Annotated in this window: 24 protein-coding genes and 1 pseudogene; 1 reads left to right on the forward strand and 24 read right to left on the reverse strand. The window is 70.8% G+C overall.

Translation table 11 applies throughout. The annotated features are described in order from the left end of the window. Window positions 1-42: 42 nt before the first annotated feature. The 6 genes from rlmN to rpsB all read right to left on the reverse strand — a co-directional run bounded on the left by rlmN (window position 43) and on the right by rpsB (window position 6244). On the reverse strand, window positions 43-1143 hold the full coding sequence (gene rlmN, locus AB0D08_RS13580) for a 23S rRNA (adenine(2503)-C(2))-methyltransferase RlmN (protein ID WP_033822807.1): 1101 nt from the start codon (window positions 1141-1143) through the stop codon (window positions 43-45). A 529-nt stretch (window positions 1144-1672) separates the two neighbouring features. Continuing rightward, window positions 1673-2539, reverse strand: coding sequence for a phosphatidate cytidylyltransferase (locus AB0D08_RS13585; RefSeq protein ID WP_149038391.1), 867 nt, complete (start codon window positions 2537-2539; stop codon window positions 1673-1675). A 197-nt stretch (window positions 2540-2736) separates the two neighbouring features. Then, window positions 2737-3294, reverse strand: a complete 558-nt coding sequence (frr, locus tag AB0D08_RS13590; RefSeq protein ID WP_033822809.1) for a ribosome recycling factor — start codon at window positions 3292-3294, stop codon at window positions 2737-2739. Window positions 3295-3360: 66 nt separating this feature from the next. Further along, window positions 3361-4116: a UMP kinase gene (pyrH, locus tag AB0D08_RS13595; protein WP_033822810.1), complete on the reverse strand. Its 756-nt coding sequence runs from the start codon at window positions 4114-4116 to the stop codon at window positions 3361-3363. A 270-nt stretch (window positions 4117-4386) separates the two neighbouring features. Beyond that, complete coding sequence (gene tsf, locus AB0D08_RS13600; protein WP_033822811.1) at window positions 4387-5223, reverse strand: translation elongation factor Ts; 837 nt, start codon at window positions 5221-5223, stop codon at window positions 4387-4389. Between the two features lie 130 nt (window positions 5224-5353). Next, a complete protein-coding gene (gene rpsB, locus AB0D08_RS13605) occupies window positions 5354-6244 on the reverse strand; it encodes a 30S ribosomal protein S2 (RefSeq protein ID WP_033822812.1) in 891 nt (296 codons plus the stop codon). An 898-nt stretch (window positions 6245-7142) separates the two neighbouring features. On the opposite strand from rpsB, the gene AB0D08_RS13610 reads away from it, so the two are divergent. After that, window positions 7143-7679 (forward strand): M23 family metallopeptidase, encoded by a 537-nt coding sequence (locus AB0D08_RS13610; protein ID WP_359888512.1) that lies wholly within the window; start codon window positions 7143-7145, stop codon window positions 7677-7679. A gap of 64 nt (window positions 7680-7743) precedes the next feature. Here AB0D08_RS13610 and AB0D08_RS13615 read toward each other — a convergent pair whose 3' ends face one another. From AB0D08_RS13615 to proS, 18 genes and pseudogenes are all read right to left on the reverse strand, one after another. Next, complete coding sequence (locus tag AB0D08_RS13615) at window positions 7744-8334, reverse strand: helix-turn-helix domain-containing protein (protein WP_359888567.1); 591 nt, start codon at window positions 8332-8334, stop codon at window positions 7744-7746. A 104-nt stretch (window positions 8335-8438) separates the two neighbouring features. Next, entirely contained in the window at window positions 8439-9209 is a 771-nt protein-coding gene (gene whiG, locus AB0D08_RS13620) for an RNA polymerase sigma factor WhiG (RefSeq protein ID WP_051814044.1), read from the reverse strand. 1029 nt (window positions 9210-10238) lie between these two features. Beyond that, entirely contained in the window at window positions 10239-11402 is a 1164-nt protein-coding gene (gene dprA, locus AB0D08_RS13625; RefSeq protein WP_359888570.1) for a DNA-processing protein DprA, read from the reverse strand. 264 nt (window positions 11403-11666) lie between these two features. After that, window positions 11667-13319, reverse strand: a complete 1653-nt coding sequence (locus AB0D08_RS13630) for a YifB family Mg chelatase-like AAA ATPase (protein ID WP_359888515.1) — start codon at window positions 13317-13319, stop codon at window positions 11667-11669. A gap of 364 nt (window positions 13320-13683) precedes the next feature. Then, window positions 13684-13983, reverse strand: a pseudogene (locus AB0D08_RS13635) (YraN family protein); the annotation flags it as partial. A 185-nt stretch (window positions 13984-14168) separates the two neighbouring features. Next, a complete protein-coding gene (locus AB0D08_RS13640) occupies window positions 14169-14495 on the reverse strand; it encodes a DUF2469 domain-containing protein (protein ID WP_033824620.1) in 327 nt (108 codons plus the stop codon). A 56-nt stretch (window positions 14496-14551) separates the two neighbouring features. Then, entirely contained in the window at window positions 14552-15025 is a 474-nt protein-coding gene (locus tag AB0D08_RS13645; protein WP_359888518.1) for an NUDIX domain-containing protein, read from the reverse strand. A gap of 151 nt (window positions 15026-15176) precedes the next feature. Continuing rightward, window positions 15177-15863: a signal peptidase I gene (lepB, locus tag AB0D08_RS13650; protein WP_051814042.1), complete on the reverse strand. Its 687-nt coding sequence runs from the start codon at window positions 15861-15863 to the stop codon at window positions 15177-15179. A 313-nt stretch (window positions 15864-16176) separates the two neighbouring features. Then, on the reverse strand, window positions 16177-17193 hold the full coding sequence (gene lepB / locus AB0D08_RS13655) for a signal peptidase I (RefSeq protein WP_149038581.1): 1017 nt from the start codon (window positions 17191-17193) through the stop codon (window positions 16177-16179). Between the two features lie 303 nt (window positions 17194-17496). After that, window positions 17497-18546: a signal peptidase I gene (gene lepB, locus AB0D08_RS13660; protein ID WP_082527083.1), complete on the reverse strand. Its 1050-nt coding sequence runs from the start codon at window positions 18544-18546 to the stop codon at window positions 17497-17499. After that, on the reverse strand, window positions 18530-19168 hold the full coding sequence (gene lepB / locus AB0D08_RS13665) for a signal peptidase I (protein WP_359888523.1): 639 nt from the start codon (window positions 19166-19168) through the stop codon (window positions 18530-18532). The genes lepB (AB0D08_RS13660) and lepB (AB0D08_RS13665) overlap by 17 nt, the downstream gene beginning before the upstream one ends. A 469-nt stretch (window positions 19169-19637) precedes the next feature. After that, window positions 19638-19988 carry a 50S ribosomal protein L19 gene (gene rplS, locus AB0D08_RS13670; RefSeq protein WP_033824618.1) on the reverse strand — a complete coding sequence of 117 codons (351 nt, stop codon included), beginning with the start codon at window positions 19986-19988 and terminating at the stop codon, window positions 19638-19640. A 154-nt stretch (window positions 19989-20142) separates the two neighbouring features. After that, the gene (trmD, locus tag AB0D08_RS13675; RefSeq protein ID WP_033824617.1) at window positions 20143-21042 is read right to left on the reverse strand and encodes a tRNA (guanosine(37)-N1)-methyltransferase TrmD; all 900 of its coding nucleotides are present in this window, start codon (window positions 21040-21042) and stop codon (window positions 20143-20145) included. Window positions 21043-21047: 5 nt separating this feature from the next. Further along, window positions 21048-21704 carry a ribosome maturation factor RimM gene (gene rimM, locus AB0D08_RS13680; RefSeq protein ID WP_359888527.1) on the reverse strand — a complete coding sequence of 219 codons (657 nt, stop codon included), beginning with the start codon at window positions 21702-21704 and terminating at the stop codon, window positions 21048-21050. A 280-nt stretch (window positions 21705-21984) separates the two neighbouring features. Then, complete coding sequence (locus AB0D08_RS13685) at window positions 21985-22224, reverse strand: RNA-binding protein (protein ID WP_033824615.1); 240 nt, start codon at window positions 22222-22224, stop codon at window positions 21985-21987. Window positions 22225-22226: 2 nt separating this feature from the next. Then, a complete protein-coding gene (gene rpsP, locus AB0D08_RS13690; RefSeq protein ID WP_033824614.1) occupies window positions 22227-22655 on the reverse strand; it encodes a 30S ribosomal protein S16 in 429 nt (142 codons plus the stop codon). 635 nt (window positions 22656-23290) lie between these two features. Continuing rightward, on the reverse strand, window positions 23291-23869 hold the full coding sequence (locus tag AB0D08_RS13695; protein WP_033824613.1) for a hypothetical protein: 579 nt from the start codon (window positions 23867-23869) through the stop codon (window positions 23291-23293). Between the two features lie 541 nt (window positions 23870-24410). After that, complete coding sequence (proS, locus tag AB0D08_RS13700; protein ID WP_033824612.1) at window positions 24411-25823, reverse strand: proline--tRNA ligase; 1413 nt, start codon at window positions 25821-25823, stop codon at window positions 24411-24413. Window positions 25824-26013: the final 190 nt, after the last annotated feature.

The raw sequence follows: 26013 nt of genomic DNA on the forward strand, positions 1-26013 counted from the left end.
GTGGACCGGGTCCTGTCGTCGGATCGCGGTCTTCCCGCTCCGTCAGCCGGCCGCGGCCAGCTGGCCGCAGGCCCCGTCGATCTCCTGGCCGCGGGTGTCGCGGACGGTGGTCGGCACGCCGTGGGCCTGGAGCCGACGCACGAACTCGCGCTCGTCCTCCGGGCGGGAGGCCGTCCACTTGGAGCCCGGCGTCGGGTTCAGCGGGATCAGGTTGACGTGCACCCGGTGGTTCTTGATCAGCCGGCCGAGCAGGTCGGCGCGCCAGGCCTGGTCGTTGATGTCCTTGATCAGCGCGTACTCGATGGAGATCCGCCGCCCGGACTTCTCCGCGTAGTTCCAGGCCGCGTCCAGCACCTCGGCGACCTTCCAGCGGGTGTTGACCGGCACCAGCTCGTCGCGCAGCTCGTCGTCCGGGGCGTGCAGCGACAGCGCCAGCCGGCAGCTGAGGCCCTCGTCCGCCAGCCGGTTCATGGCCGGGACCAGGCCGACGGTGGAGACGGTGATACCGCGCTGGGAGAGGCCGAAGCCGTCCGGCGCCGGGTCGGTGAGCCGGCGGATCGAGGCCAGCACCCGGTTGTAGTTGGCCAGCGGCTCGCCCATGCCCATGAAGACCACGTTGGACAGCCGGGCCTCACCGCCGGGGATCTCGCCGTCCTTCAGCGCGCGCATCCCGGCCGCGATCTGTTCGACGATCTCCGCGGTGGACAGGTTGCGGGTCAGCCCGGCCTGGCCGGTGGCGCAGAACGGGCAGTTCATGCCGCAGCCGGCCTGCGAGCTGATGCACATGGTCACCCGGTCCGGGTAGCGCATCAGCACCGACTCGACCAGGGTGCCGTCGAAGAGCTTCCAGAGCGTCTTGCGGGTGGTGTCGTCGTCGCAGGAGACGTGCCGCACCACCGACATCAGGTCCGGCAGCAGGCTCTCGGTGAGCTTCTGGCGGCTCCCGGCGGGGATGTCCGTCCAGCTCTCCGGGTCGTTCGACATCCGGCCGAAGTAGTGGTTGGACAGCTGCTTGGCGCGGAACGGCTGCTCGCCCAGCTCGGCGACGGCCTCCTTGCGCTCGGCGGGGCTGAGGTCGGCGAGGTGTCGCGGGGGCTTGGCGCCGCGCGGCGCGACGAAGGTCAGTTCTCCGGGCTTAGGCATGGTCCGTCCAGTGTCGCAGATCGCCGACGCTGGTCCGTGTCCCGCTTGGGGCCGGAGCCGTCGGTCCGGCGATCGTCCGTCATCACCGGTCGCCCTCCGGTCGAACCCTCGGTCGACCCCTCGGCCCCCGGAGGGCCCGGTACCGCCGTCCGCCGTTACCAGGCCGAGAACGGGCATCACCAGGAATCCGACCAGGACCGGCAGCTTCCACCGGCCCGGCACCGCCGATGCCGACGCCGTCCCCGGGAGTGCGACCAGGACCGACACCAGCGCCGTCACCCACGCCCAACGGCGGCCGGACCTCAGCCGCCACCATCCCGCCAGCCACATGACCGCCACGAGCGCCGACAACCCGGCGTACAGGCGCGCCGCGAGGTGCGCCTGGGCGGGGATCTCGGGAACGCGGCGGACCGGGCGCGCCGGCGGCGGGCTGAAAAGTCGAGCCCCGGACGGCGGGCGTCCGGGGCTCGTGTGCGGCTGTGCGGGCGGCGCGGAGAGGCGCTGCGGGAGGCGGGGCTGCGGGGCCGGCTCAGCTGCCGACGAAGGCCGTGAGCAGCAGCCAGACCACCGGGGCCGTCGGCAGCAGCGAGTCCAGGCGGTCCATGATGCCGCCGTGGCCGGGGAGCAGGGTGCCCATGTCCTTGATGCCCAGGTCCCGCTTGATCATCGACTCGGCGAGGTCGCCCAGCGTCGCGGTGACCGCCGCGCAGCCGCCGAGGATCAGGCCCTGCCACCAGCTGCCGCCGTCGATCAGGTACTGCATGACCAGCGCGCCGGCCACCATCGACAGCCCGATGCCGCCGGCCAGTCCCTCGCGGGTCTTGCCGGGGCTGATGGTCGGGGCGAGCTTGTTGCGGCCGAACTTGTAGCCGACCGCGTAGGCGCCGGTGTCGCTGCAGATGGTGACGATCAGGAAGAGCAGGATCCGCCAGGAGCCGTCGTCCGAGGCCAGCATCAGCGCCACGAAGGTGGCCAGGAACGGCACGTAGAAGGCGGTGAAGATGCCTGCCGTTATGTCGCGCAGGTAGTTCTCCGGCGGCGTGCTCATCCGCCAGACCATCACCGCGAGCCCGGTCAGCGCGAGCACGGCGGCGGCCCACTGGACCCCCGCGAAGTAGCCGGTGACCACCATCGCCACGCTGCCGACCAGCAGCGGGATCCGCGGGACGTGGACCTCCTTGCGCTCCGCCAGCCGGCTGGTCAGCTCCCAGACCCCGACCCCGATCGCGGCGGCGACCACCACCAGGAAGAACGCCTTCACCACGAAGAGCGAGGCGGCGATGACCGCGCCGAGGCCGACGCCCACGCCTATCGCAGCTGGCAGGTTGCGGCCGCCTCGCGGCTTGGGGGGCTGCTGGTCGGGCTGTGCCACGGGTGTCTCCTGGACAGAGGGCATGAACTGAGTCTGCGCCGCAGTGCCCCCTTGGTACACCGCAGTGCGCTGCGAGTGACCCGTTCGGTCCGCCGGACCGGCGAGGGCCGGGCACCGGGGTCGGGGCCACCCGCAGCGGCGGGTGCGGAGGTGCTGTGCCGATGGGTTCCGCGGGGAGCGCCCCCGCCCCGGAGGCCGGGGATGCGGGGGCGCGTCTCCCGTCAGACCTCGAGCAGTTCGGCTTCCTTGTGCTTGAGCAGCTCGTCGATCTGGGCCACGTACTTCGCCGTGGTGTCGTCGAGCTCCTTCTCGCCGCGACGGCCGTCGTCCTCGCCGATCTCGCCGTCCTTGACCAGCTTGTCGATGGCGTCCTTGGCCTTGCGGCGGATCGAGCGGATGGAGACCTTGGCGTCCTCGCCCTTGCCGCGCGCGACCTTGATGTACTCCTTGCGGCGCTCCTCGGTCAGCTGCGGGAACACCACCCGGATGATGGAGCCGTCGTTCGACGGGTTGACGCCCAGGTCCGAGTCGCGGATGGCCTGCTCGATGTTGCGCAGCGCGCTCTTGTCGAACGGCGTGACGACCGCCATCCGCGGCTCCGGCACGGCGAAGGAGGCCAGCTGGTTGATGGGCGTGATGGCGCCGTAGTACTCCGCGACGATCTTGGCGAACATCGCCGGGTGCGCGCGGCCGGTGCGGATGGCGGCGAAGTCGTCCTTCGCGACCGCGACGGCCTTCTCCATCTTCTCCTCGGCCTCGAGGAGGGTCTCTTCGATCACTGTGTGCTCCCTGTCCGCTTCATCTGCTGTTGTTCCGTACCGGTGCCCCGGACGGCTGATCGCTTCTCAGGCCCGGGCGGAATCCTGGCTGATGAGTGTGCCGATCTTCTCACCCTTCACCGCACGGGCGATATTGCCCTCGGCCAACAGCTCGAACACCAGCATCGGCAGGCTGTTGTCCTTGCAGAGCGTGATCGCGGTCAGGTCCGCCACCTTCAGATCGCGCGAGATCACCTCGGTGTAGTCCAGCGCGTCGAACTTGACCGCCGAGGGGTTGGTCCGCGGGTCGGCGTCGTAGACCCCGTCCACGCCGTTCTTGCCCATCAGCAGGACCTCGGCGTGGATCTCCAGCGCACGCTGCACGGCGGTGGTGTCGGTGGAGAAGTACGGCATGCCCATACCGGCGCCGAAGATGACCACGCGGCCCTTCTCCAGGTGCCGCACGGCGCGCAGCGGGAGGTAGGGCTCCGCGACCTGGCCCATGGTGATCGCGGTCTGCACGCGGGTCTCGATGCCTTCCTTGATCAGGAAGTCCTGGAGCGCCAGGCAGTTCATCACGGTGCCGAGCATGCCCATGTAGTCGGAGCGGGCCCGGTCCATGCCGCGGACCTGGAGCTCGGCGCCCCGGAAGAAGTTGCCGCCGCCGATCACCACGGCCACCTCGGTGCCCGAGCGGACCACCGTGCCGATCTCCCGGGCGATCGCGTGCACGACGTCCGGGTCGACACCGAGGCCGCCGCCACCGGCGAAGGCCTCACCGGACAGCTTGAGCAGAACCCGCCGACGGCTGCCGTCCTGCGCGGTCTCCTGCGTCTGGTGCATGGGCCTCTCCTTCTCCGCCTGCTGATGCGCAGGGCTGCATGTGCTGCTCACAGTGCCGGGTGTGCGGTCCCCGAAGCTGCGGGTACACGCGAGGAGGCCACTGCCGCGGGAACCGGTACGGTGTCCTGCACGGCAATGGCCTCCTCGTCGTTCATGGTGCCGACGCGGCCCCCAAGGGGTACCGGAGAGCCTGATCGGCGTGTTCCTGTCGCCCGCGCGGTGGGGCGGCGGCGCCTCCTACCTTAGGTCGGAAGCGCGGGGGAACAGGGCTCAGGCGCCGACGCGGAAGCGGACGAAGCGCTTGAGGGTGACGCCGGCCTCGTCGAGGACCTTGGCGACGGTCTTCTTGTTGTCCTTCGCGAAGGCCTGCTCGAGGACCGAGTTCTCCTTGACGAAGCCGGTCACGCGGCCCTCGACGATCTTCGGCAGGGCAGCCTCGGGCTTGCCCTCCTCGCGCGCGGTGGCCTCGGCGACGCGGCGCTCGTTCTCGATGTCCTCGGCCGGGATGTCCTCGCGGGAGAGGTACTTCGGCGCGAAGGCGGCGATGTGCTGCGCGATGTCCTTGGCGACCTCGGCGTTCTCCTTGTCGAGCTCGACCAGGACGCCGACCTGCGGCGGCAGGTCCGGGGAGGTGCGGTGCATGTAGGCGGCGACGAAGCCGTCACCGTCGAACTGGGCGAAGCGCTTGAAAACGATCTTCTCGCCCAGGTTGGCGTTGGCCTCGTCCACGAACTGCTGGACGGTCTTGCCCGGCTCGATCTCGGTGGCGAGCGCGGCCTCGACGTCGGCCGGCTTGCTGACGGCGACGTGCTTGGCCAGCGTGTCGGCGACCTCGACGAACTTCTCGCCCTTGGCGACGAAGTCGGTCTCGCAGTTCAGCTCGAGCAGGACACCGGAGTTGCCGCCCTCCAGGACCAGCGACAGCGCGCCGTTGGAGGCGTCGCGGCCCTCGCGCTTGGCAACGCCCTTCTGGCCCTTGATGCGGAGCAGCTCGACGGCCTTGTCGACGTTGCCCTCGGCCTCGTCCAGAGCCTTCTTGCAGTCCATCATGCCGGCGCCGGTGAGCTCACGGAGCTTCTTGACGTCCGCGGCGGTGAAGTTCGCCATGGTGTGATCTCTTCTCACGTCTCGCGTGTCAGCGTGGGATGGTGCCGAGGCCGCTGGTTCGGCCCCGGCACGGGAGAAAGGGGCGCCTACCGGCTACGTACCCGGTGGGCGCCCCTCACCCTGTGGTACGTCAGGCCTGCTCGGCCTCGGCGGCCGGAGCCTCGGCAACCGGAGCCTCGTCGGCGGCGGGCGCCTCGGCCTCGGCGGCGGCCGGAGCCTCATCGGCGGCGGGGGCCTCGTCGGCCTTCTGGCCCTCGAGGATGTCCTTCTCCCAGTCGGCCAGCGGCTGGTCGGCACCCGGCTCGGCCTTGGCGTCGCCCTTGGCGACACCGGCGCGGGACTTCAGGCCCTCGGCGACGGCGTCGGCGATCACGCGGGTCAGCAGGGTGACGGAGCGGATCGCGTCGTCGTTGCCCGGGATCTTGTAGTCGACCTCGTCGGGGTCGCAGTTGGTGTCGAGGATCGCGACGACCGGGATGTTCAGCTTGCGAGCCTCGCCGACCGCGATGTGCTCCTTCTTGGTGTCCACGATCCAGACGGCGCTGGGCACGCGCTGCATGTCGCGGATACCACCGAGGGTCTTCTCCAGCTTGTCGTACTCGCGCTGGAGGACCAGGAGCTCCTTCTTGGTGAGGCCGGAACCGGCCACATCCGTGAAGTCGATCTCGCCGAGCTCCTTGAGGCGCTGCAGGCGCTTGTAGACGGTCGAGAAGTTGGTCAGCATGCCGCCGAGCCAGCGCTGGTTGACGTAGGGCATGCCCACGCGCGCGGCCTGCTCGGCGATGGCCTCCTGGGCCTGCTTCTTGGTGCCGACGAAGAGGATGCTGCCGCCGTGGGCAACGGTCTCCTTGACGAACTCGAAGGCGCGGTCGATGTAGTTCAGCGACTGCAGGAGGTCGATGATGTAGATGCCGTTGCGCTCCGTGAAGATGAAACGCTTCATCTTCGGGTTCCAACGACGGGTCTGGTGACCGAAGTGGACGCCGCTCTCCAGCAGCTCCCGCATCGTGACGACGGCCATGGCCGTGCTCCTCAGGTGTTGCGCCCGGCTCGTCCACCCGTGCTCGCCGGAAGGCTCGTACGGTGCGGACTCTGCGCCGGGTCGGTCTCGGTTTGTCCGTGCCGGTCGGGTGACCGCCACGCCTGACGCCCCGAACGTGCCGTGCCACCTCCGTCAGCGCGGCGGCCGTGGGGCCGGAGGCCGGCGATCACGGCCCTGACGGGCCGGGAAGCACTGGCTGCGCAGACTCGGGGGACCGAGCGGCACTCGCACCGGAGGGGCCTCGCCGCCCCCTCGCGGGACCGGCTGCTCCACCGGTGGCGGGGCGTGCGAAGTCGACCCGGCGGACCGGGTCGCGTGTGAAGTGTACGGGAAGCGCCGAGTCAGGAGCGACCCCGGCCGATTCGCGGGGCGGCGGGGGGAGGGCAGCGGGGGGTGCGATGAGGGTGGGCGGCTGGCGGCGAGCGCTGCGGGTTGGGGTGGGATGGGGCGGGGTGGGGTGTGCGGCTGTCGTGGCGGTGGGGCGGGCCGGGTGGGGCGGGCGCTTGATCGTGGGGACCGGGCACCTTCACCCGAGTGGGGGACGCGAGTTATCCACAGGCCGGGGTTGTCCACAGGAATCGGGGTGGGTCTGTGCAGAACATCCAGCTGTCGGGAAGCTCGCTCCATGACCGGCACCCTGCTCACGCCCGCCCTCGCCCCGACCACAGGCACCCGCCCGCCGATGCCGCCGCCCGCGCCCGACCGGCGTTGGCGGGCAGCCTTGGTGGCGCTGTTACTGACCGCCGCAGTGCTGGCCCTCCCGGGACAGCCTCGGACTACCCGTGCGGTCCTGGACCGCTCCCCCGACCTAACGGCACCCCGGGCCGGAGCGGTGGCGCTCGGACCGTTGACGCGCGGGCCGGTGGTGCCCGGGTGGATGGCGCTCGGGTGGGTCGCGGCGGGGGTGGTTCCCACGGGGGTGGTCCCGCTCGGGGCGACCGGGTCCGGGCGCGCATGGCCGGTCGGCGGGCGGTCGGGCCTGCTCCGGGGCTTCGACGCGCCCTCGGCCCCGTGGACTGCCGGGCATCGCGGCGTCGACCTCGACGCGACCACCGGGGTGGCGGTACGCGCTGCGGCGCCCGGCGTGGTGGCGTTCTCGGGGATGGTGGCAGGCCGCCCGGTGGTCACCCTGCAGCATCCCGGCTCGGGTAACCCGCCGCTGCGGACGACATACCTTCCGGTATCCGGCACGGTGCCGGTCGGAACGGCGGTGTCGGCGGGCGAGGTCATCGGCACGGTGGCCGATGCGGCCGCGGGCGGTGCGGAGGGCCACTGCCCAGCGGTCTGCGTGCACTGGGGTCTGCTGCGCGGCGACCGCTATCTCGATCCACTGGCACTGTTCGGTGCGGGCCGGGCCCGCCTGCTACCGCTGAAGGCCCCACCGACACCGGCACCCGGGTCCGCCACGGGCTGACGACCTGCGCCTGGGCCTTCGCGGCGACGCCGACTGCCGCCGGAGGATCGGCCCCGGACCCGGCTCAGCCTGCGGTCAAGCCTCGCAGCGCGAGGGACACAGCTGCATCCGCAACCTCGGATTCCGCGCACTCGGAGCCGGCCGTCGCCGGACAGGCGCCCGCCGCCATCCGTTCCTGCTGGCGCACCGCCGCCTCGACCACACCCTGGAGCAGGGCCGCGGCAAGCTTCGGCTGAGCGTGCCCGAGTTCCTCCAGTGCCTGCAGCACCAGCCGCACCACCCCGGTGTGGGCAGCCCGGATCCGCTCACGTGAGGCATCGTCCAGTTCCAGCTCGGAGATGGCCACCACGGCGCGGTGCCGGGGGTCAGCGGCGAGCGCCAACTGGCCTCGGACGTACGCCTCGACCCGGGCCTCCGCCGTATCGCAGGCCGCCATGCCCGCCTCGATCTCGGCCGCCCAGAGCGGCAGGTCCTCCTCGCACAGCGCCTCGATCACGGCGGCACGCGAGCGGAAGTACTCGTACACCGACGAGCGGGCGAGCCCCGTCCGGGCGGCGAGCGCCGGAAAGGTCAGGGCCTCTCCCCCGCCCTCGGTCAGCAGGGAGCGCGCAGCGTCCAGGAGGGCTGCTCGTTGCAACTGGCGATGCGCGGCCACCGTCGCCGCTCGGATCTTCGGCACGCTACAACTCTACGAAGCCCGGCCCGCTCCCGGTACGGTGCCGCGCACTTCCGGCCCGGCCGAGCACCGTCGGCCCGACGTCACCGCATGTCGGAGAGCTTGGCGCGCAGCTGGAGCACGGACTTGGTGTGGATCTGGCTCACCCGGCTCTCCGTTACGCCGAGGACCTGACCGATCTCGGCCAGGGTCAGCCCCTCGTAGTAGTAGAGCGTCACCACCGTCTTCTCCCGCTCGGGGAGCGTGTTGACTGCTGTCGCCAGCAGGCGCCGCAGCTCGCGGTCCTCCGCGACCTCCACCGGGTTGTCGGCCCCGGTGTCTTCCAACGTGTCCACCAGGCTGAGCCGGTCACCGGCCTCGCCTGCCGGGTGGAGCAACTCGTCCAGGGCCACGACGTTGGCGAGCGAGAGCTGGCTGAAGATCGTACGCAGATCATCCAGCGTGATACCCATCTCGGCGGCCACCTCGGGCTCGTGCGGTGTACGACGCAGCCTCGCTTCCAAGGTGGCATAGGTCCGCTCGACCGCCTTGGCCTTCTGCCGGACGGATCTCGGGATCCAGTCCAGCGCTCTCAGCTCGTCGATGATCGCGCCGCGGATCCGGCTGATGGCATACGTCTCGAACTTGATCGCCCGGTCGATGTCGAACTTCTCGATCGCATCGATCAGCCCGAACACACCCGAGGAGACGAAGTCCGCCTGCTCCACGTTGGCAGGCAGTCCCACGCTGACCCGGCCGGCCACGTACTTGACCAAGGGTGAGTAGTGCAGGATCAGTTGCTCACGCAGCCGAGGGTCGGCGCTCTCCTTGTACGTGCGCCACAGCTTCTCCAGCGCGCTCCGCTCGGCCGCCACGGGGAGGGACTTGGCCTTGCCCGTGGGAGCCTGCGGCGGCGCCGACTCGGGCAGCACGGACTGGGGCGGCGGCTGGGGCGTCTGCTGCGGCACCGGTTGAGACACCGATTGGGACACCAACGGCAACGGCTGGGGTGGTGTCCCCGGAAGCACCGGATCTACGGAGGCCGAGGATTCCGCGGCTGAACGCGACCGGGCCTGCTGCCCGAGCGCCGGTGTCGATGCCGGTGCCGATGCCGGTGCCGATGCCGGTGTCGGTGTCGGGGCAGGGGTTGAGGCAGGGGTTGAGGCGAGGGTTGGGGACGGAGCAGCGGGGGGAGCCGGAGCAGCCGGATGTGGTGACTGCGGTGCGTCCTCGGAGCCCTTGTGGGACCCCGGCGCGGGCGGAGGTGAGGGTGTGGACGTGGGTGAGGGCGCGGGCGCGGGCCGGGGAGGGCCGGCCGCTGGTCCTGACTGCGGAGTGACACGCGCCCTGCTCACTGGTGGGGCACCGGGCAGATCGGCCCCCGAACCGGAGGCCTTGGACAGACCGGAAGCCTCGGACGCTTGAGACACCGGGTCCGGTCTGACCACGGCATGGCGTCCCGCCATCTGGTCCGGCCCAGTGGGGCGACTGGCAGCCATGCCCTGCGGGCCCGGGGGACGGACGACCTGGCGAGCCAGCCCCAGTACCGCCGGGGCCTTCGGCTGCTGCTCGGCCGTGGGGCGCGTTTCGGCCACCGTCCCTTCCGAGGGCCGAGCGTCAGCGGGCACCCGGTGTCCGGGGCGGTGTGTGGGCATGCGTTGGTTTGCGCCGTTCTGCCGAGTCCTGTGCTGATGGGGAAGCCAGATGCGAGCGTAGCGTGATCGCATCACTGCATTGTGCTACCGCCACTCGGTCGTCCCTCGATCCGGTGGCGGATCCGGACGGGTGGGCGTGGCCTGTTCGTTGTCACGGCGCACAGAGACACAACGACGCGCCGGCCGACCGGGCACTGCGCGACCGCTGCGGCGCGGTTACGCGGTCGCGTCCGGTCGGCCCGGCGCCTGTCAGCGTCTTCGTACCAGCCTCCAGTGCGCGCCGTGTCGCTCGACGTGGCCGAGCGAGCTCAGCTCGTACAACCGTTGGAGGACTTCGTCCGTGGACAGCCCGGTCCGACGGGCGAGGCCCTCGACTGGGCTGCCGTCGGCGCTCGCGGGCACGGCATCGAGCACCTGGGCCGCGGGCGGCTCAAGGAGGTCTCGGGGCAGCACCGGCCCGGAACCGATCGGCGCAAGGTCCTCACCCATTGATCCGATCAGCTCCCCGATCTCGGCCGCGTCGGTGACCAAGGTGGCGGCACCACTGCGGATCAGGGCGTGGACGCCTGCGGAGAGTTCGGAGGTGACCGGACCGGCCACACCCATCGTGTGCCGGTTGAGATCCCGGGCGCGCCGCGCCGTGCTCAGCGCGCCGCTGCGGACCGCCGCTTCGACCACCACGGTGCCGCGGGTCAGCGCGGCGATCACTCGGTTCCGCAGCACGAAGCGGAAGCGGGTGGGGTGCTCTCCGGGTGGCAGTTCGCTGAGCAGGACGCCCTGTTCCGCGATGTTGCGGATCAGCTGGCTGTTGCCGGAGGGGTAGGCCACGTCGACACCACAGGCGAGCACTCCTATGGTGATCCCCCCGCCCGCGAGCGCGCCGCGGTGCGCAGCTGCGTCGATGCCGTACGCGGCGCCGGAGACGATCACCCAGCCTCGCTCGGCGAGCTGCGCGGAGATCTCCCCCGCCACATGCGCACCGTAAGCGGTGCAGGCCCGTGCGCCGACTACCGCAACGGAGCGCAGGGCCAGCAGACGCAACGATCCGGTCCCTCGTACCCAGAGGCCGACAGGGCGGGCTTCACCGAGGTCGTTCAACTGGGACGGCCACTCCGAGTCGCCCGGAATGATGAACCGTCCACCGGCGACAGCCACCCGATCCAGGTCGGCGTCAGGATCGACGGACGGAAGCCGCGCCCTGTACGCGGACAGTCGTGCTCCCCGGGAATCGATGGGACCGATCGGAGCGGGGTCGGACCGCCCGCTGATAATCCCCATCAACGCGACGGCACTCATCCTCGCGAGCCACCGTCCGATCACTGGGTCACCGGGCTCGATGAGCCGGGTGAGGGCGGCACGCGCTCGGCGTTCCTGGTCCGCGCTTAGCCGGGCGGCATCGGGTGGCCGGCCCATCTCCGGCCCGGTGGTCGTCTCGCAGCCGGGCTCGGTCATCACCTCACTTTCCGGTTCGTGGTCCGGGTCCATCGGTCGGGTCACCGCCGCCTCGGCTGCGGCTGTGCTGTGGTCTGTGGACTTGCGGGGGCGCCCCGTTTCCGAGCTCTCCGCCTCTGTGTTCACCTTGCCTCCTGACAGATCGGGGACGACAGCAGGTCCGCCAACTGGGGGTTCCGGCCAGGCCGGGAGCGAGCCTCGGCCGACGAAGGACGGCTCAGTGGCTCAGCTCTCGCTTCCCAGGTCGGTGTCGGGATCGCCGGGTCCATGGCTCACCCGGTCCGCCAGCGGGAGCCCTCGTTGCACCCCGGTGCGCAGCATCAGCGCCGTCCGAACGTCGAGCCGGCCGGGTCGGTTTCGGCCGGCGAGGTCGGCGACCGTCCAGGCCACCCGGAGCACCCGGTCGAGGCCTCGGGCTGTGAGCAGTCCTCGCTCCAGGTCCCGTTCGGCGTCCGCGAGCGCACCGGGCGCCACCCGCCACCGGCTGCGCAGCTCGTAGCCGGGGACCTCAGCATTGGTACGCCACGGCGTGTCCACGAGGCGGGCCGCTGCCCGTGCCCGGGCCTGCGCGACCCGCGCCGCCACTGCGCGGGTGCTCTCCGCAGGGCTGTCGGCGCCGAGCAACTCCGCGCGGGTCACGGACGCCACCTGGACCTGCAGGTCGACCCGGTCCAGCAGCGGGCCCGAGAGCCTCGCCTGGTAGCGGTTGACCATCGAAGGCGTGCACTCGCAGCCGCCGCCCCGCATCGAGTGGCGGCCGCAAGGGCACGGGTTCGCCGCGAGGCAGAGCAGGAACCGCGCGGGCAACCGCATGGAGCCCGCCGATCGGGCGATCATCACTTCCCCCGACTCCAGGGGCTGGCGCAGCGCGTCGAGGGTACGCACGGAGAACTCGGGCGCCTCATCGAGGAAGAGCACCCCTCGGTGAGCGAGAGAGACGGCGCCCGGCCTCGGAAGTCCGCTGCCTCCTCCGACGATCGCCGGCATCGTGGCAGAGTGGTGCGGCGCGCAGTACGGCGCCCTTGCGATGAGTGGGCGGCCCGGTGGCAGCAATCCGGCCACCGAGTGCACGGCAGTGACCTCCAGTGCCTCGGCCTGGGTCAGTGGGGGAAGCAGGCCCGGGAGCCGCTCGGCCAGCATCGTCTTTCCGGCTCCCGGCGGCCCCTTCAGGTACAGGTGGTGGCCTCCGGCGGCCGCGATCTCGAGTGCTCTGCGAGCCTCGTACTGCCCGGCCACATCGGCGAGGTCGGGCACCACCTCCCTCACGCCGCCCGGATCTCGCACTCCGATGCCGGGGAGGAGGAGGCCCGCCAGCATCGGGTCCGGCTGGCCTGCGGCGATGCCGGGTGCCTCGTCCGGCGGTGGTGCACCCGAGAGCACCGCGATCAGCTGACGCAGGCTGCGGACACCGAGCACCGTGACACCCGGCACGAGGGAAGCCTCTGCGGCGGTCTGCTCGGCCACGACGATCTGGCGGTAGCCGGCATCGGCGGCGGCCAACACGGCCGGCAGGACACCACGGACCGGTCGGACCTTCCCGTCCAGACCGAGCTCACCGATGATCAGCAGGTCCGCGATCGTCTCCGGGGGGAGCCGCTCGGCCGCTGCCAGGACCGCGCAGGCGACAGCCAGATCGAACCCGCTGCCGCCCTTCGGCACCGATGCCGGGCTGAGGCCGACCGTGAGCTTGCGCTGCGGCCAGGCCTCGCCACTGTTGACCACTGCTGCCCGGACCCGGTCGCGGGCCTCGCTGAGTGCCTTGTCCGGCAGCCCGACCAAGGCGAACGCGGCGACGCCCGGTTCGAGGTCGGCCTGGACTTCTACGACGACCCCGTCCACACCGACCAGCGCGACGGAGCAGGTGCGTGCGAACGCCATCTCAGATCGCCCCTCGCAGGTGCTCGACCTGCGCTGCGCCCTTGAACCGGTTGACCACGGCGACCAGGTCGATCCGTACGCCGCCGGGCGGCACGGGCGCGAGGAGGGTCTGGACCGGCCCCGGGGCGGGCGAGGCGGCTGCCGCCGCGGTCCGCCCTCCCGTGGGCCTGGCGGGGCTGCTGCGCTTGCGAGGCTTCCTGGACCGGCCCGAGGCCTTCGCCGGCTGGCCCGGCGGGTCGGGCGCATCACCGGACGTCGGTTCCTCCGGCGCCGGCCGAGGGATGTCCGTCACTGCGGGGCCTGCACGTTCGGTCCCGGGGGGATCAGTCCCGGGGGCATCCGCCCCGGGCCGGCCCGTCGGCACTGCTCGGACCAGTCGATCGAAGTGGATCGGCCAACGCTCGTCGAGCCATCGCTCGGCCAGGCGGCGCAAGCGGTCGGCTTTCGCCTGGTCGATGGCCTGGGTCGGGCTCTGGAAGCCGCGCTCGGAGCGGGTCTTCACCTCGCACACGGCGAGTGTGTCCCCGTCCAACGCGACGATGTCGAGCTCGCCCTCGGCGCAGCGCCAGTTCCGCTCCAGGATCCGCAGGCCGCCCTGGGTCAGCCAGCGGGCCGCGACCTCTTCCCCGTACCGGCCGAGGCCGTTGTTGCCACTCTTCTGCACGGCAGTCACCTCCGAGGCAGGAGGTTGCCGGAGGGGGGCCGACACGGCCAGGGTGGAGCTATTTCCTGTGGATAACCAGGGCCTGTGGATAACCGAGGTCACTCACAGGAGTGAGAAACCACCTCAGCTCTGGACATCTCATGAGCGATGCGGCCAGTCTCGGTGCGGCCGGGGCGGTCGGCGGCTCAGTTTCCGAAGGTCGCGTCGTCGGAGGGCAGCTCAAGGTCGCTCTTCGCCAGCTCCTCGATGTTGACGTCCTTGAACGTCAGCACCCGCACCTTGCGGACGAACCGGGCCGGCCGGTACATGTCCCAGACCCAGGCATCCGCCATCGACACCTCGAAGAACACCTCGCCCTGGACCGAGTGAACCTGCAGGTCGTAGTCGTTGGTGAGGTAGAAGCGCCGTTCTGTCTCGATCACGTACTTGAACAGACCGACGACATCCCGGTACTCCCGGTAGAGCTTGAGCTCCATCTCGGTCTCGTACTTCTCGAGGTCTTCGGCACTCATCCAAGCGTCCCCTCAACTCGTCACGTCCACCCCATTGTGGACCACGGCACCTGTTGTCAGAGCCTTACCGGCTGGTCCGGCGGACCAGCGGTGAACAGATGTTCCAGCAACCCGGCCAGCCCGGCCGGATAGACGACCTCGTCCGTCGCCCGCAGTTCCGCGAGCGTCCACCACCGCACCCCGAGCAGTGTCGCGTGCTCCTCCTCCCCGCTCCTGGCCAGACCCAGGTCGGTCCGGCTGGTCCGGGCCAGGTGGAACCACTGTTCCTGCTCGAAATGCTGCCCTTGATAGGAGAAAGCAGTCGTGCCGTACGCCACCAGCGGTCCCAGCCGTACCTCGAACGGTCCGAGCTCTTCCGCGAGCTCGCGGAGAGCGGCGGTCTCAAGGTCTTCGCCGGGTTCCACTCCGCCGCCCGGGGTAATCCACCACTTGTCGTCCGGGACGGCGGGATCGGATCCGTGGAGCAGCAGGACCCGGTCCGCCCCGTCCAGCAGCAGAACCCTGGCCGCCCTGCGTCGGATCACCGGCACCGGGTACACCTCCGTCCTGCGGATCCGAGCCCGGCGACTGAGCGTGGCGCCGTGGCACTGGTTGCTGACCGCCCGGCCGCCCAGTCTGTCCCCGCCGCCCCCGTTGCGAACGGGGACGGGAAGGTGGGCTCGGGTACGGGCGCGGCTGAGGTCAACGCTTGCCGCGCCTCCTGGTCCAGCGGGCCAGCGACACGATCGAGCCGATCCCGGACGCCAGCACCACCAGGGAGACGCCTACCACCATTGCGTACACCGCCGGTCGCAGCGGCCCCGGTCCGTGCGCGGTCGGTGCGCCGATGCTGTCGAAGGCCGAGGTGCGCTTGTGCACCCCGGTCCGCGCGATCGGCAGGACCGTCGCCTCCACGCGCGCCTTCACGGCAGAGGCGGCCACCGTGCCCGAGGCGATCTCCAGGTGGCTGCGCGAGTCCAGCGAGTTGGCCCGGAAGTCGCCCATGAGGAAGAGTCTGCCCGCCGGCACGGTGATGCTGAACGGGTCACCGGGTCCGGTGCCCTGGTTGAGGTAGGGCTCGTCGATCGCAACGCCGTTGACGGTGAGCCGCTGCCCGTTGTCGCAGCAGGCCACCGTGTCACCGCCGACTGCGACAACGCGCTTGATCAGCTCGGCGTTTCCCCAGACCGGGTCCTGAAAGATCACGATGTCGCCGCGGCCGACGGCGCCACCGTCGACCTTGCGGGCCAGCACCGTCTCACCGACCTCGATGGTCGGGGTCATCGAAGCGCTGGGGATCCGGTACGGCCGGTAGTCCACGGCGATCACGGCGAAGCCGACCACCAGCATCACGAAGCCGAGGGCGATCACCGCCCCCTGCAGCACCACAGCCTTGCTCCGCCGCGGCCGGGAAGCCGCCGGCGCGGTCGCCGCACGCTCCGCCACACTGCTCATCGCCATCAACCCCATCTGTTCGGCCCGCCGCGTGGGCCCGACCGGTGCCGGGAGCAAACATCGCACCCGCTGTCGGACTCACCTCCGATCGGCCGATGCCGGGAAGCGGAGCGCCACCACAGCCCCCGAAAGACTCGCGGGCCACGGCACGTGCGAGCAGATTACTCACGAGTACCGAGGCCCGCGCAAGAGTCGGCCACAGATCAGCGTCGTTCCGGCCGAAGTCGCTCGGCAGGAGATTGGCCGGTCAACGCCGCCGGCGCAGCCACCACACGGCGGGCAGCGCAGCTGCCGCCCCGGCCAGCGGGGGTGCCAGCGGTCCCGCCGCCGACAGGCCCTTCTGGTCGAAGGTCTCGGGCACCGGGAGAGTCGCCCAGTCCCCGACGGGCCATGCGACGACGAAGGCGCGGCCGACCACGTTCTCCACCGGCACCGTGCCGCCACCGGGCTGGTCCTGGTGGTAACGGGAGTCGAGCGAGTTGCCGCGGTGGTCACCCATCACCCAGATACGGCCCTCGGGGACCTTGACCGGCCCGAACGGCTTCTCACCGCAAGGAGTGTTTCCCGGGTAGATGTACGGCTCGTCGAGTGCGATGCCGTTCACCTTGACCGGACCGCTGCCCTCGCACTCGACCGTGTCGCCCCCGACCGCGATGACCCGCTTGATCAGGTCCTTCTCATTGCTGGACGGCATCAGGCCGATGAAGCTGAACACGTCCTGGACGCCTCGGACGAGGGCGCTGTCGCTCCGCTTCGGCGCTTCGTCGTTCAGCCAACCGCCCGGGTCCTGGAAGACCACGACCTCGCCGCGCTTGGGCTCGGCGCCGAACCAGGGAGTCAGCTTGTCGACCAGCACCCGGTCACCGACCTGCAGGGTGTTCTCCATGGATCCTGACGGGATGGAGAAGGCCTGAACGAAGAAGGTCTTGATGACCAGGGCCAGGATCAGCGCGATGCCGATCAGGATCGGCAGCTCCTTCAGGAAGGACCGCTGCTTCTGGGGGTTCGACGCAGGCGTACCGCCCTCGTCGTCACCGCCTCCGCCCTTGCCGTTGCCGGCGCCGCTGTCGTCCGACCCACCGGGTGCCCCGGCCTCGAAACCGTCCGCGCCGCCCTGACTGTCAGCCGGACCGCCCTGCCGCGAAGCCGTACCGGCCCCCGCGGATTCGGCGGACGGCTCGGCGTCGGCCGACCGGACCCCACGGCCCCCGGCGCCCTCGGGCTCCGGGGCGCCCGAGCGGGCACCGATCACCAGATCCCCCACGACATCTCCTCCCTGCTGTGCGGACGCCCGTGCGCCCGCGTTCACCAGTGCCGCACAGCGGGCACCACGTTGCGTGATCGACCGTCAACCCGCCTCAGAACTGCCCGATGGGGACACTCCTGACACCAGCGCAGCCTTGGGGACGACCGGGCAGCACACCGGACGATGCGGCATCGAACGATACGGCACCGAACGGCCGACACCCGGTACTCCAGCACTTCTCTATCACTCCCGGTCGACGCGCCGGTGCTCCCACACGGCGGTCCGGCAGATCGGCGGGGCCACCGCCGATCACCTCCGGGTCTACTGCCGTCGGCGCACGAGGACCGGAAGAACGCCCAACACACCCATAACGAGCGGAGGTTCCGCAGGATCCGGCCGGCCGGGAGGCAATTGGGAGCCGGGGACACCGACGGCCACCGGCGCTTCCCCGCGCCCGGCGGCGACCGGACGGGTCGGCAAGGAGGAGAGTGATGTCGGTGCACCGAGTTGACCGACCCGCGACACCGGCCAGGCGATCATGAAGGCCCGGCCCACGACGTTGCTGATCGGAATCGTGCCGTTCCCCGGATTGGCCATGTGGAAGCGGGAGTCCGCCGACAGGTCGCGGTGGTCACCCATCACCCACAGCCGGCCCGCCGGAACCGTCACCTTGAACGGCTGCCGGGACGGCGCGTTCCCGGCAGCGATGTACGGCTCGTCGAGCGGGGTGCCGTTGACGCTCAACCGGCCCTGCTCGTCGCAGCATTCGACCGTGTCGCCGGGCAACCCGATGACCCGCTTGATCAGGTCGCCGTTGTCGGACGGGATCAGCCCCACCGTGGCCAGAGCGGACTTCACCCGGCGCATGACCGGGCCGTCGGTGGAGCGCGCGTGGTCCTGTTCGAGCCAGCCGCCAGGGTCCTGGAACACCACCACATCACCGCGGCCCGGCTCACTGCCGAACCACGGCGTCAGCCGGTCGACCAGTACCCGGTCGCCCACCTGGATGGTCTGCTCCATCGAGCCGGAGGGGATCACGAACACCTGGACGAGGAAGGTCTTCAGGATGACAGCGATGATCAGGGCCACCACTGCGATCAACGGCAGCTCGCGCAGCAGTGACCGGCGCCTGCGGCGGGCCGCGCGCTGGGCCGTCCGACGACGCTCCGCCCGGCCACGGACGGGTGCCGGGGACGACGCCGTCCGGGCGGCCCCCCGAGAGGCCCCCCAGGAGGGACCGGAATCGTCGTAAACGGTGTAGTCGCCGTACTCGTCCGGCCCCGCAGGTCCGTAGCCGGGTTCGGTACCGGTGCTGGAACCGGCACCGGATATCGGCCCGTCGGTCACCTTTCCCCTACCCCTGGTCCCCATGTGCGGTGGTCCCCCCAATCGCCGAGAAGCCGGAAGGCCGGTCGAGAGACGTCCACCGCCCCACCGGATACACCACCCAGTCCGCCTTGCCGATCACCTTCTTTTCAGGGACGGTACCGCCACCGGGCTCGCCGAGGTGATCCCTGGAATCCCTGGAGTCACTCCGGTGGTCGCCCATCACCCAGAGTTTCCCGGCCGGCACGACCACGTCGAAGGCCACGGTCGAGGGGGCGTCGCCGGGAGCGAGGTAGTCGGACTCGTCGAGGGGCACACCGTTCACCCGGAGGCGGCCGTCCGCCCCGCAGCAGGTCACCCGGTCACCGCCTACACCGATCACCCGTTTCACGAAGACCGAGTTCCCGGTCGGCACCAGGCCGAGTTCGGCAAGCATCTTGCGCGGCTGCGCCGGCTCGGCCGCGTACGGAAGGAAGGAACCCGTCCCGTCGAACACGATGACGTCCCCGCGCTGCACCTTGCCGCCGAAGGCATAGGCAAGGCGGTTCACCACGAGCCGGTCGCCTGGCTGCAGAGTGTTCTCCATCGACTCCGACGGCACCGCGAACGGGCGCGCCACGAAGGCGTTGACCAGCAACAGCGTCACCACGCAGACGCCGAGGACCAACAGCAGGTCCCGGGAGAGCGCCCGCCGCGCCGCGGTCCGGCGACCGGCCGGGCCGGTACTGTCCGCTGTCCCGTCCACGTCCCCAGCCGTCGGCTCGGACGTGGCAACCGCCACACCGTCCCCTGCGACCTGAGCCGCCGTTCCAGCGTGCGTGCCCGCACCAAGGCCGAGACCACCACCGCCACCACCGCCGCCAGCGCCGCCACCGCCAAGGCCAGGACCCGTGGCGGGCCCAATGGCAGGCCCAGGACCAGCACCGGTTCCAGTCCCCGCTTCGGGGTCGGCGACCGGGCCGGAAACGACCACGGACCGCGCCAGCGGGTCCGCACCTGGAGGTACGGGACTGCTGACGCGGTCCGTGGGTGGTTCGTGCGTGCTCATCGCGCTGAGCTTATCCCCACGGCACCAGCCGTGAAGAGAGCCCGGCACGACCCGAGCGGAAGCGGCTCCGGAGGCCGGAGCCGTCCGATCAGTTGTCGCGCTTCTCCTTGATCTTCGCGGCCTTGCCGCGCAGGTCACGGAGGTAGTACAGCTTGGCGCGGCGAACCGCACCGCGGGTCACGACCTCGATCTTCTCGACGACCGGGGTGTGCACCGGGAAGGTGCGCTCCACGCCGACGTTGAAGCTGACCTTGCGGACGGTGAAGGTCTCACCGACGCCGGCGCCGTGGCGACGGATGACGACGCCCTGGAAGACCTGGACACGGGAGCGGTTGCCCTCGATGACCCGGACGTGAACCTTCAGGGTGTCACCGGCGCGGAAGGCCGGGATGTCGGTACGCAGCGAAGCAGCGTCGACAGCAGCGAGCTTGTTGCTCATTTTGCTCTCCATCGCAGGCGCCACGGGCCGCCCACGGAAAATCGTCACAATGGGGTTTGCTGCGGGCCGCATCGGCTGGCGGTGATCCCCCCGCGGCGGGGGCACCGGTCCACGTGGCACCCCTCAGGGGCACCCAGCGACAGACAACAGTCGCCTATTCTTCCACAGCATCGGCCACGGACCGAAATCGGCCCGCCTCGCCGTCCCACCGCAGGCCGAGCACACTGAGGGCCTCCCGTTCCTTCTTGTCGAAGGCTCCGAGCTGCCAGCGATCCACCAGGTCGGGACGGTGCGCCAGGGTGCGGGCGAACGCCTGCTCCCGGCGCCAGCGGGCAATCTTGCCGTGGTGACCGCTGAGCAGCACCTCGGGGACCTCGCGGCCGCGCCACTCGGCGGGCTTGGTGTAGACGGGGCCCTCCAGCAGGTCGGCCATCGCCCCGGGGGCGAAGGAGTCGTCGCGGTGGGACTCGGCGTTGCCGAGCACTCCGGGCAGCAGCCGGGCGATGGCCTCGACCATCACCAGCACGGCCACCTCGCCCCCGGCCAGCACGTAGTCGCCGATCGAGGCCTCGACGACCGGCATCCGGGTCGCGGCCTCCTCGATGACGCGGCGATCGATGCCCTCGTACCGGGCGGGAGCGAAGGCGAGCCACGGACGCCCGGCGAGTTCCTGTGCGAGCTCCTGGGTGAACGGACGTCCGCTCGGCGTGGGGACGACCAGGGTCGGCACCTCACCCGCGGGCACTCCACCATCGCCGCTGCCTTCGCCAGCGCCGGCGGCAGCGCCAGCGTCGGCACCTTCCCCGCTCGCGAGGGCGTCCGCCCCCTGGGCGAGCACGGCGTCCAGCGCAGCGCCCCATGGTTCCGGCTTCATCACCATGCCGGGACCGCCCCCGTACGGGGTGTCGTCGACCGTACGGTGCACGTCAGTGGTCCACGACCGAAGGTCGTGCAGGTGGACGTCCAGCTGGCCGCGCGCCCGGGCCTTGCCCACCAGGGAGACGTTCAGCGGCTCCAGGTACTCGGGGAAGATCGTGATGACGTCGATCCGCATCCGGCTCACGCGGCGCCCCCGCCACCCTCGGTGCCGGCACCCTCGGTACCAGCACCCTCGGAGTCGGCACCCTCAAAGCCGGCAGCGCCGTCGGAACCTGCAGCACCGGCCGCCGTCTCCGGGCCGCCGGCCTCGTCGGCCTCGTCGGCCTCGATCGGGTCGATCAGACCGGCGGGCGGGTCGATGACGGCCCGCTGGTTCTCCAGGTCGATCGTCGGCACGATCCGGGTGACGAAGGGCACCAGCACCTCCGTGCCGTCAGCCTTGGTGACGGTGAGCAGGTCCTGGTACGGCAGGTGGATCACCTCGGTGATCTCGCCGACCGGAGTCCCGTCGGTGAGCACGACATCCAGGCCGATGAGCTGGTGGTCGTAGTACTCCTCCGGGTCGTCCGGGGTCTCCTCAGGGTCCACCTCGGCGATCAGGACGGTGCCCCGCAGCGCCTCGGCGCCGTTGCGGTCCTTGACGCCGGCGAAGCGCAGCAGCAACCGGCCGCTGTGCACCTTGCCGGACTCGACGGTCAGCGGGCCGGCCGAGGCCGGGTCGGTGAGCAGGACCGCACCGGGACCGAGCCGGAGCTCCGGCTCATCGGTACGGACCTCGACGCTGACGTCGCCCTTGATGCCGTGGGCACGGCCGATCTTGCCGACGACGAGCTGCACGGTGATCGCTCTCCTGGTGTCGTGCACTGCTGGGCTGAGCAGCTGAGCAGAGGTGGCGGAAGAAGAAATGGAAGTCTTGCTGACCGGGAACCGGCCATCTCGGGCCCACGGGACCCCGGCCCGAGCTCCGGCCCCCGAGCCCTGAGCCCCGAGGAGCCAAAAGCCGATAGCCGAGAGCCGAGAGCCGAGAATCGAAAGCCGAGAGCGCCTCGTGGAACGAGGAAGGGCCGGCCGGGACGACTAAGCGTCCCGGCCGGCCCAGAAACCTGACGGTCTAGTGTCAGCGAATGCTGTCCACGTCGACCAGGTCGACCCGGACGTTGCGACCGCCGAGGGCGCCGACCACGGTGCGCAGCGCGCGCGCCGTGCGACCGCCACGGCCGATCACCTTGCCGAGGTCATCGGGGTGCACGCGCACCTCGATGGTGTGGCCCCGACGCAGCTGGCGCGAACGCACCTGCACCTCGTCGGGGTGCTCGACGATGCCCTTCACCAGGTGGTCGAGGGCTTCCTCGATCACGCTCAGGCCTCGGTGGAAGCGGCCTCGGCCTCGTCAGCCTTGTCCGCCTTCTTGGCCTTCGGGGTGATGGCGACACCGGTGGTGGCGTCCTCGAAGCCGGCGACGGCCTTCGCGAAGAGGTGCGAGAAGTCCTCGACCTTGGGCTCGGCGACCTTCAGCGGCGCCGGGGCCGGCAGGCCCTTGAACTTCTGCCAGTCGCCGGTCAGCTTGAGGATGGCGAGCACGGGCTCGGTCGGCTGGGCGCCGACGGACAGCCAGTACTGGGCGCGGTCGGTGTCGACCTCGATCTTCGAGGGGTTGTAGGTCGGCTGGTAGATGCCGATCTCCTCGATCGCGCGGCCGTCACGCTTGGTGCGCGAGTCGGCGACGACGATGCGGTAGTGCGGGGAGCGAATCTTGCCGAGACGCTTGAGCTTGATCTTGACTGCCACGGGAGTGGATTCTCCTGGTGTTGACGTGGGTGAGCGACCACTGGCTCCGCGTGGGGTTGCGGGCCCGGCCGTTCAAGGGACACGCCAGCCGTAGGAGAGAGGGGTCCTGCTCGGCTGCCGAGTACTCAGCTGTCCATTCTGCCATACCGGGGCAGGTCGGCCCGACCGAGGGTCCCCGCCCCCGGTAGAGCCGAACAGCCACACGGCGGCAGTGGACAGCGGCCTCGGACAGTCGGCCGACTGGATCGCCCACCGGTCGGACCGGCCCGGCGCTGTCGCCCTCAAGTCGTACAGCCTCTGCTGCTACTGCAACTGCTTCGGTTCAGCCTCTGCGTCTGTGTCTGCGCCCGCGCGCAGCCACTACGGGTACTGCGGTGCTGCTGGTACTGCGGTACTGCTGTGCCGCTGTCCTTCGCCGCGCCCTCCGGAGCCGGTCCGGCCGGGCCGGGCTGTCGGCGGAGGTCACGCTCCGTGGTCTGCTGCCCGTCGCACCCGCCGAGGCCGGCGGTTGCGCACCCACCGCACGGGCAGGCGGCAGAGTACGGAGTACGAGCGCGGAGCGCGGTGTACCGGATCGCCGAGTAACGGTTACCGGGCACCGGGTACGGACCGCGGCGGTCGGTGTCGGCGCTGCGTTACGAGATCTTGAACGGCTGCTGGCAGGCACCGCAGACGATCGAGGCCTGGGCGAGCACCGAAGGAACCACCCGCACGTTCCGGCCACAACCGCAGACGGCCTTGACCCGCACGCCGCCACCCGACGAACCGTGCCGCGCGGCCGGGCCGCGGAACGCCCGGTGCCCGCCTTCGCCGGCCACGGCCAGCTGGTGGGCGCCCAGCGCGCGGTCGAGCCGCTCGATGGTGCTGGAGTAGCGGTCCCGGGTGTCGTTGAGCATGGTCACCTGGGAGAAGCCGCTACTGGCGTGCGGTTCCACCGGGTGGGCCAGCCCGAGCTCGGACGCGAGCATCAGGAAGCGCCTGTTGTGGTACCGGCCGGCCCGGGAGGTGTCGCGGATCTCGCGGGCGGCGGCCAGGCCGTGGGCGGCTTCGTGCAGCAGCCGCTCGAAGTCGAGCCGGGTGCCGCAGGCCGAGGAGGACTCACCGATCAGCGCCTCGGGCGAGGCCAGGTCGGGGAGGTCCTGGTGGTGGGCCTGGATGTCGCTCCAGGCGGCGGCCAGTTCGGCCGCCAGGACGAGAGGCTGTGTCGTGCTCACGCTGTACCAACGTTGGGAAGAGAGCCGGTGTTCCACGAGTTCCCGTTCGCGGGGAATTCCCAGGAAACTCTCAGGAATACACAGCTGTGCGCGAATTGCGCTGCTCGGATCTGACGCAAGACCAACCCCCTGCAACTCTCGGTCCGCCGGATTCGACGGACTCTCGGCTATCGCCCCAGGGCGCCGACGCCCGTTGGACGTACGGCCCGTGGCCTGACCGAAATTGACAGGGCCACGGGCCGTATACCGTACCGCTAGTTCAGCGCGACCGGCAGTTGACTGGTGAGTAGTCTCAGCAGAGAACACGGACGGGATGGCGAACGGCATTCGAACGGACGTCAACGGCCGTGGATACCGAAAAGTCCGACCGTGGAACAGGCCGAAGGACACCCCCGCCGAACCACCCGCCGAACCGTCGGACCACCGGAGCGGCCCGACCCCTCCGGCCGGGCCTCCGTCCGTGTGCCGGTGGGCCCGGACCGGTCGGTCCGGGCCCACCGGCTCGGGAGCCGGGCCGCGTCCGTGGACGCGGACCAGGATGTCAGTAGGCGCGGGCCACGATCGCGATGTTGCCGTCCTGGTCGTCGGTGGCCGGCACGGAGCCGTCGGCGGCGATGATGCAGCGCACCGAGACGCCCTGCTCGGCCAGCTTGGCCTCGCCCTCGGGGCCGAGCTCGGCCCAGGAGATCCGGCCCCAGCCGGTGGCGGCGGCCTCGACGGCCTCGTCCAGGTCCTTGACGTCGACGGTCCGGGACTCGCGGCGCTCGCGGGACTGGCGCAGCAGCAGCGCCTGGTCCTCCTCCAGGATCCCGGGCAGCAGTGCGGCCAGGGCGTCGACGGCCACCGGCTCCTTGCCGCCGGGGATGCGGCGGGCCAGCATGGCGGTGCCGTTCTCCAGGTCGCGCGGGCCGACCTCGATGCGCAGCGGTACGCCCTTGAGCTCCCAGTCGACGGCGCGGCGGCCGAACGGGGTGTCGGTGCGGTCGTCGACCACGACGCGGATGCCGACGGCCTCCAGCTGGGCGCCGATCTCGCGGACCTTGGCCAGCACCGCGTCGTCGCCCTTGATGGCGAGGACGACGGCCTGGACTGCGGCGAGCCGCGGCGGGACGCGCAGGCCGTTGTCGTCACCGTGGGACATGATCAGGCCGCCGACCATGCGGGTGGAGACGCCCCAGGAGGTCTGCCAGACGTGGTCGCGCTGGTCCCCGCCGGACAGGAAGGTGGTGTTGAAGGCCTTGGCGAAGTTCTGGCCCAACTCATGGCTGGTGCCCATCTGCAGGGCCTTGCCGTCGCCCATCATGGCCTCGAGCGTGAGGGTGTTGATCGCGCCGGCGAACCGCTCCTTGGCGGTCTTGCGGCCGAGCACCACGTCGATGCCCAGCACGTTGGTCATGAAGTCGCCGTAGACGTCGGTGTGGATCCGCGAGGCGTACTCACGCGCGTCCTCGTACGTGGCGTGGGCGGTGTGGCCCTCCTGCCAGAGGAACTCGGTGGTGCGCAGGAAGACGCGCGGGCGCAGCTCCCAGCGGACCACGTTGGCCCACTGGTTGATCAGCAGGGGCAGGTCGCGGTGGCTCTGGATCCACTTGGAGAAGTACTCGTTGATGATCGTCTCGGAGGTGGGCCGGACGACGACCGGCTCCTCCAGCTGCTTGCCGCCGCCGTGGGTGACGACCGCCAGCTCGGGGGCGAAGCCCTCGACGTGCTCGGCCTCCCGGGTCAGGTACGACTGCGGGATGAACATCGGGAAGTAGGCGTTCTGCGCGCCGGCCTTCTTGATCCGCGCGTCCATCTCCTGCTGCATCCGCTCCCACAGGCTGTAGCCGTACGGTCGGATGACCATGGTGCCGCGCACCGGACCGTTGTCGGCCAGCTCGGCCTTGTTGATGAGGTCCTGGTACCAGCGGGGGAAGTCGTCCGCCTGGGGGGTGAGAACGGGTGCCTTAGCCATGGGGCAGATGGTACGGGGACTCGGCCGCCGACTGTGAATCGGTTTACCTGCCGAACGGGCGGCCCGCGCGGACGGGACCCACCGGCGCATCCCACCGGCGCACCACCGCGGCGCGCGGATACCTGCTCGCACCCCTCTGGACGCCGGGCCCCGGCCGCTGTTCGCTGGATGCGGGGCGGGGTCGTCGGGG

Origin of the sequence: Kitasatospora sp. NPDC048540 (genome assembly GCF_040651175.1) — a bacterium.
Taxonomy (GTDB): domain Bacteria; phylum Actinomycetota; class Actinomycetes; order Streptomycetales; family Streptomycetaceae; genus Kitasatospora.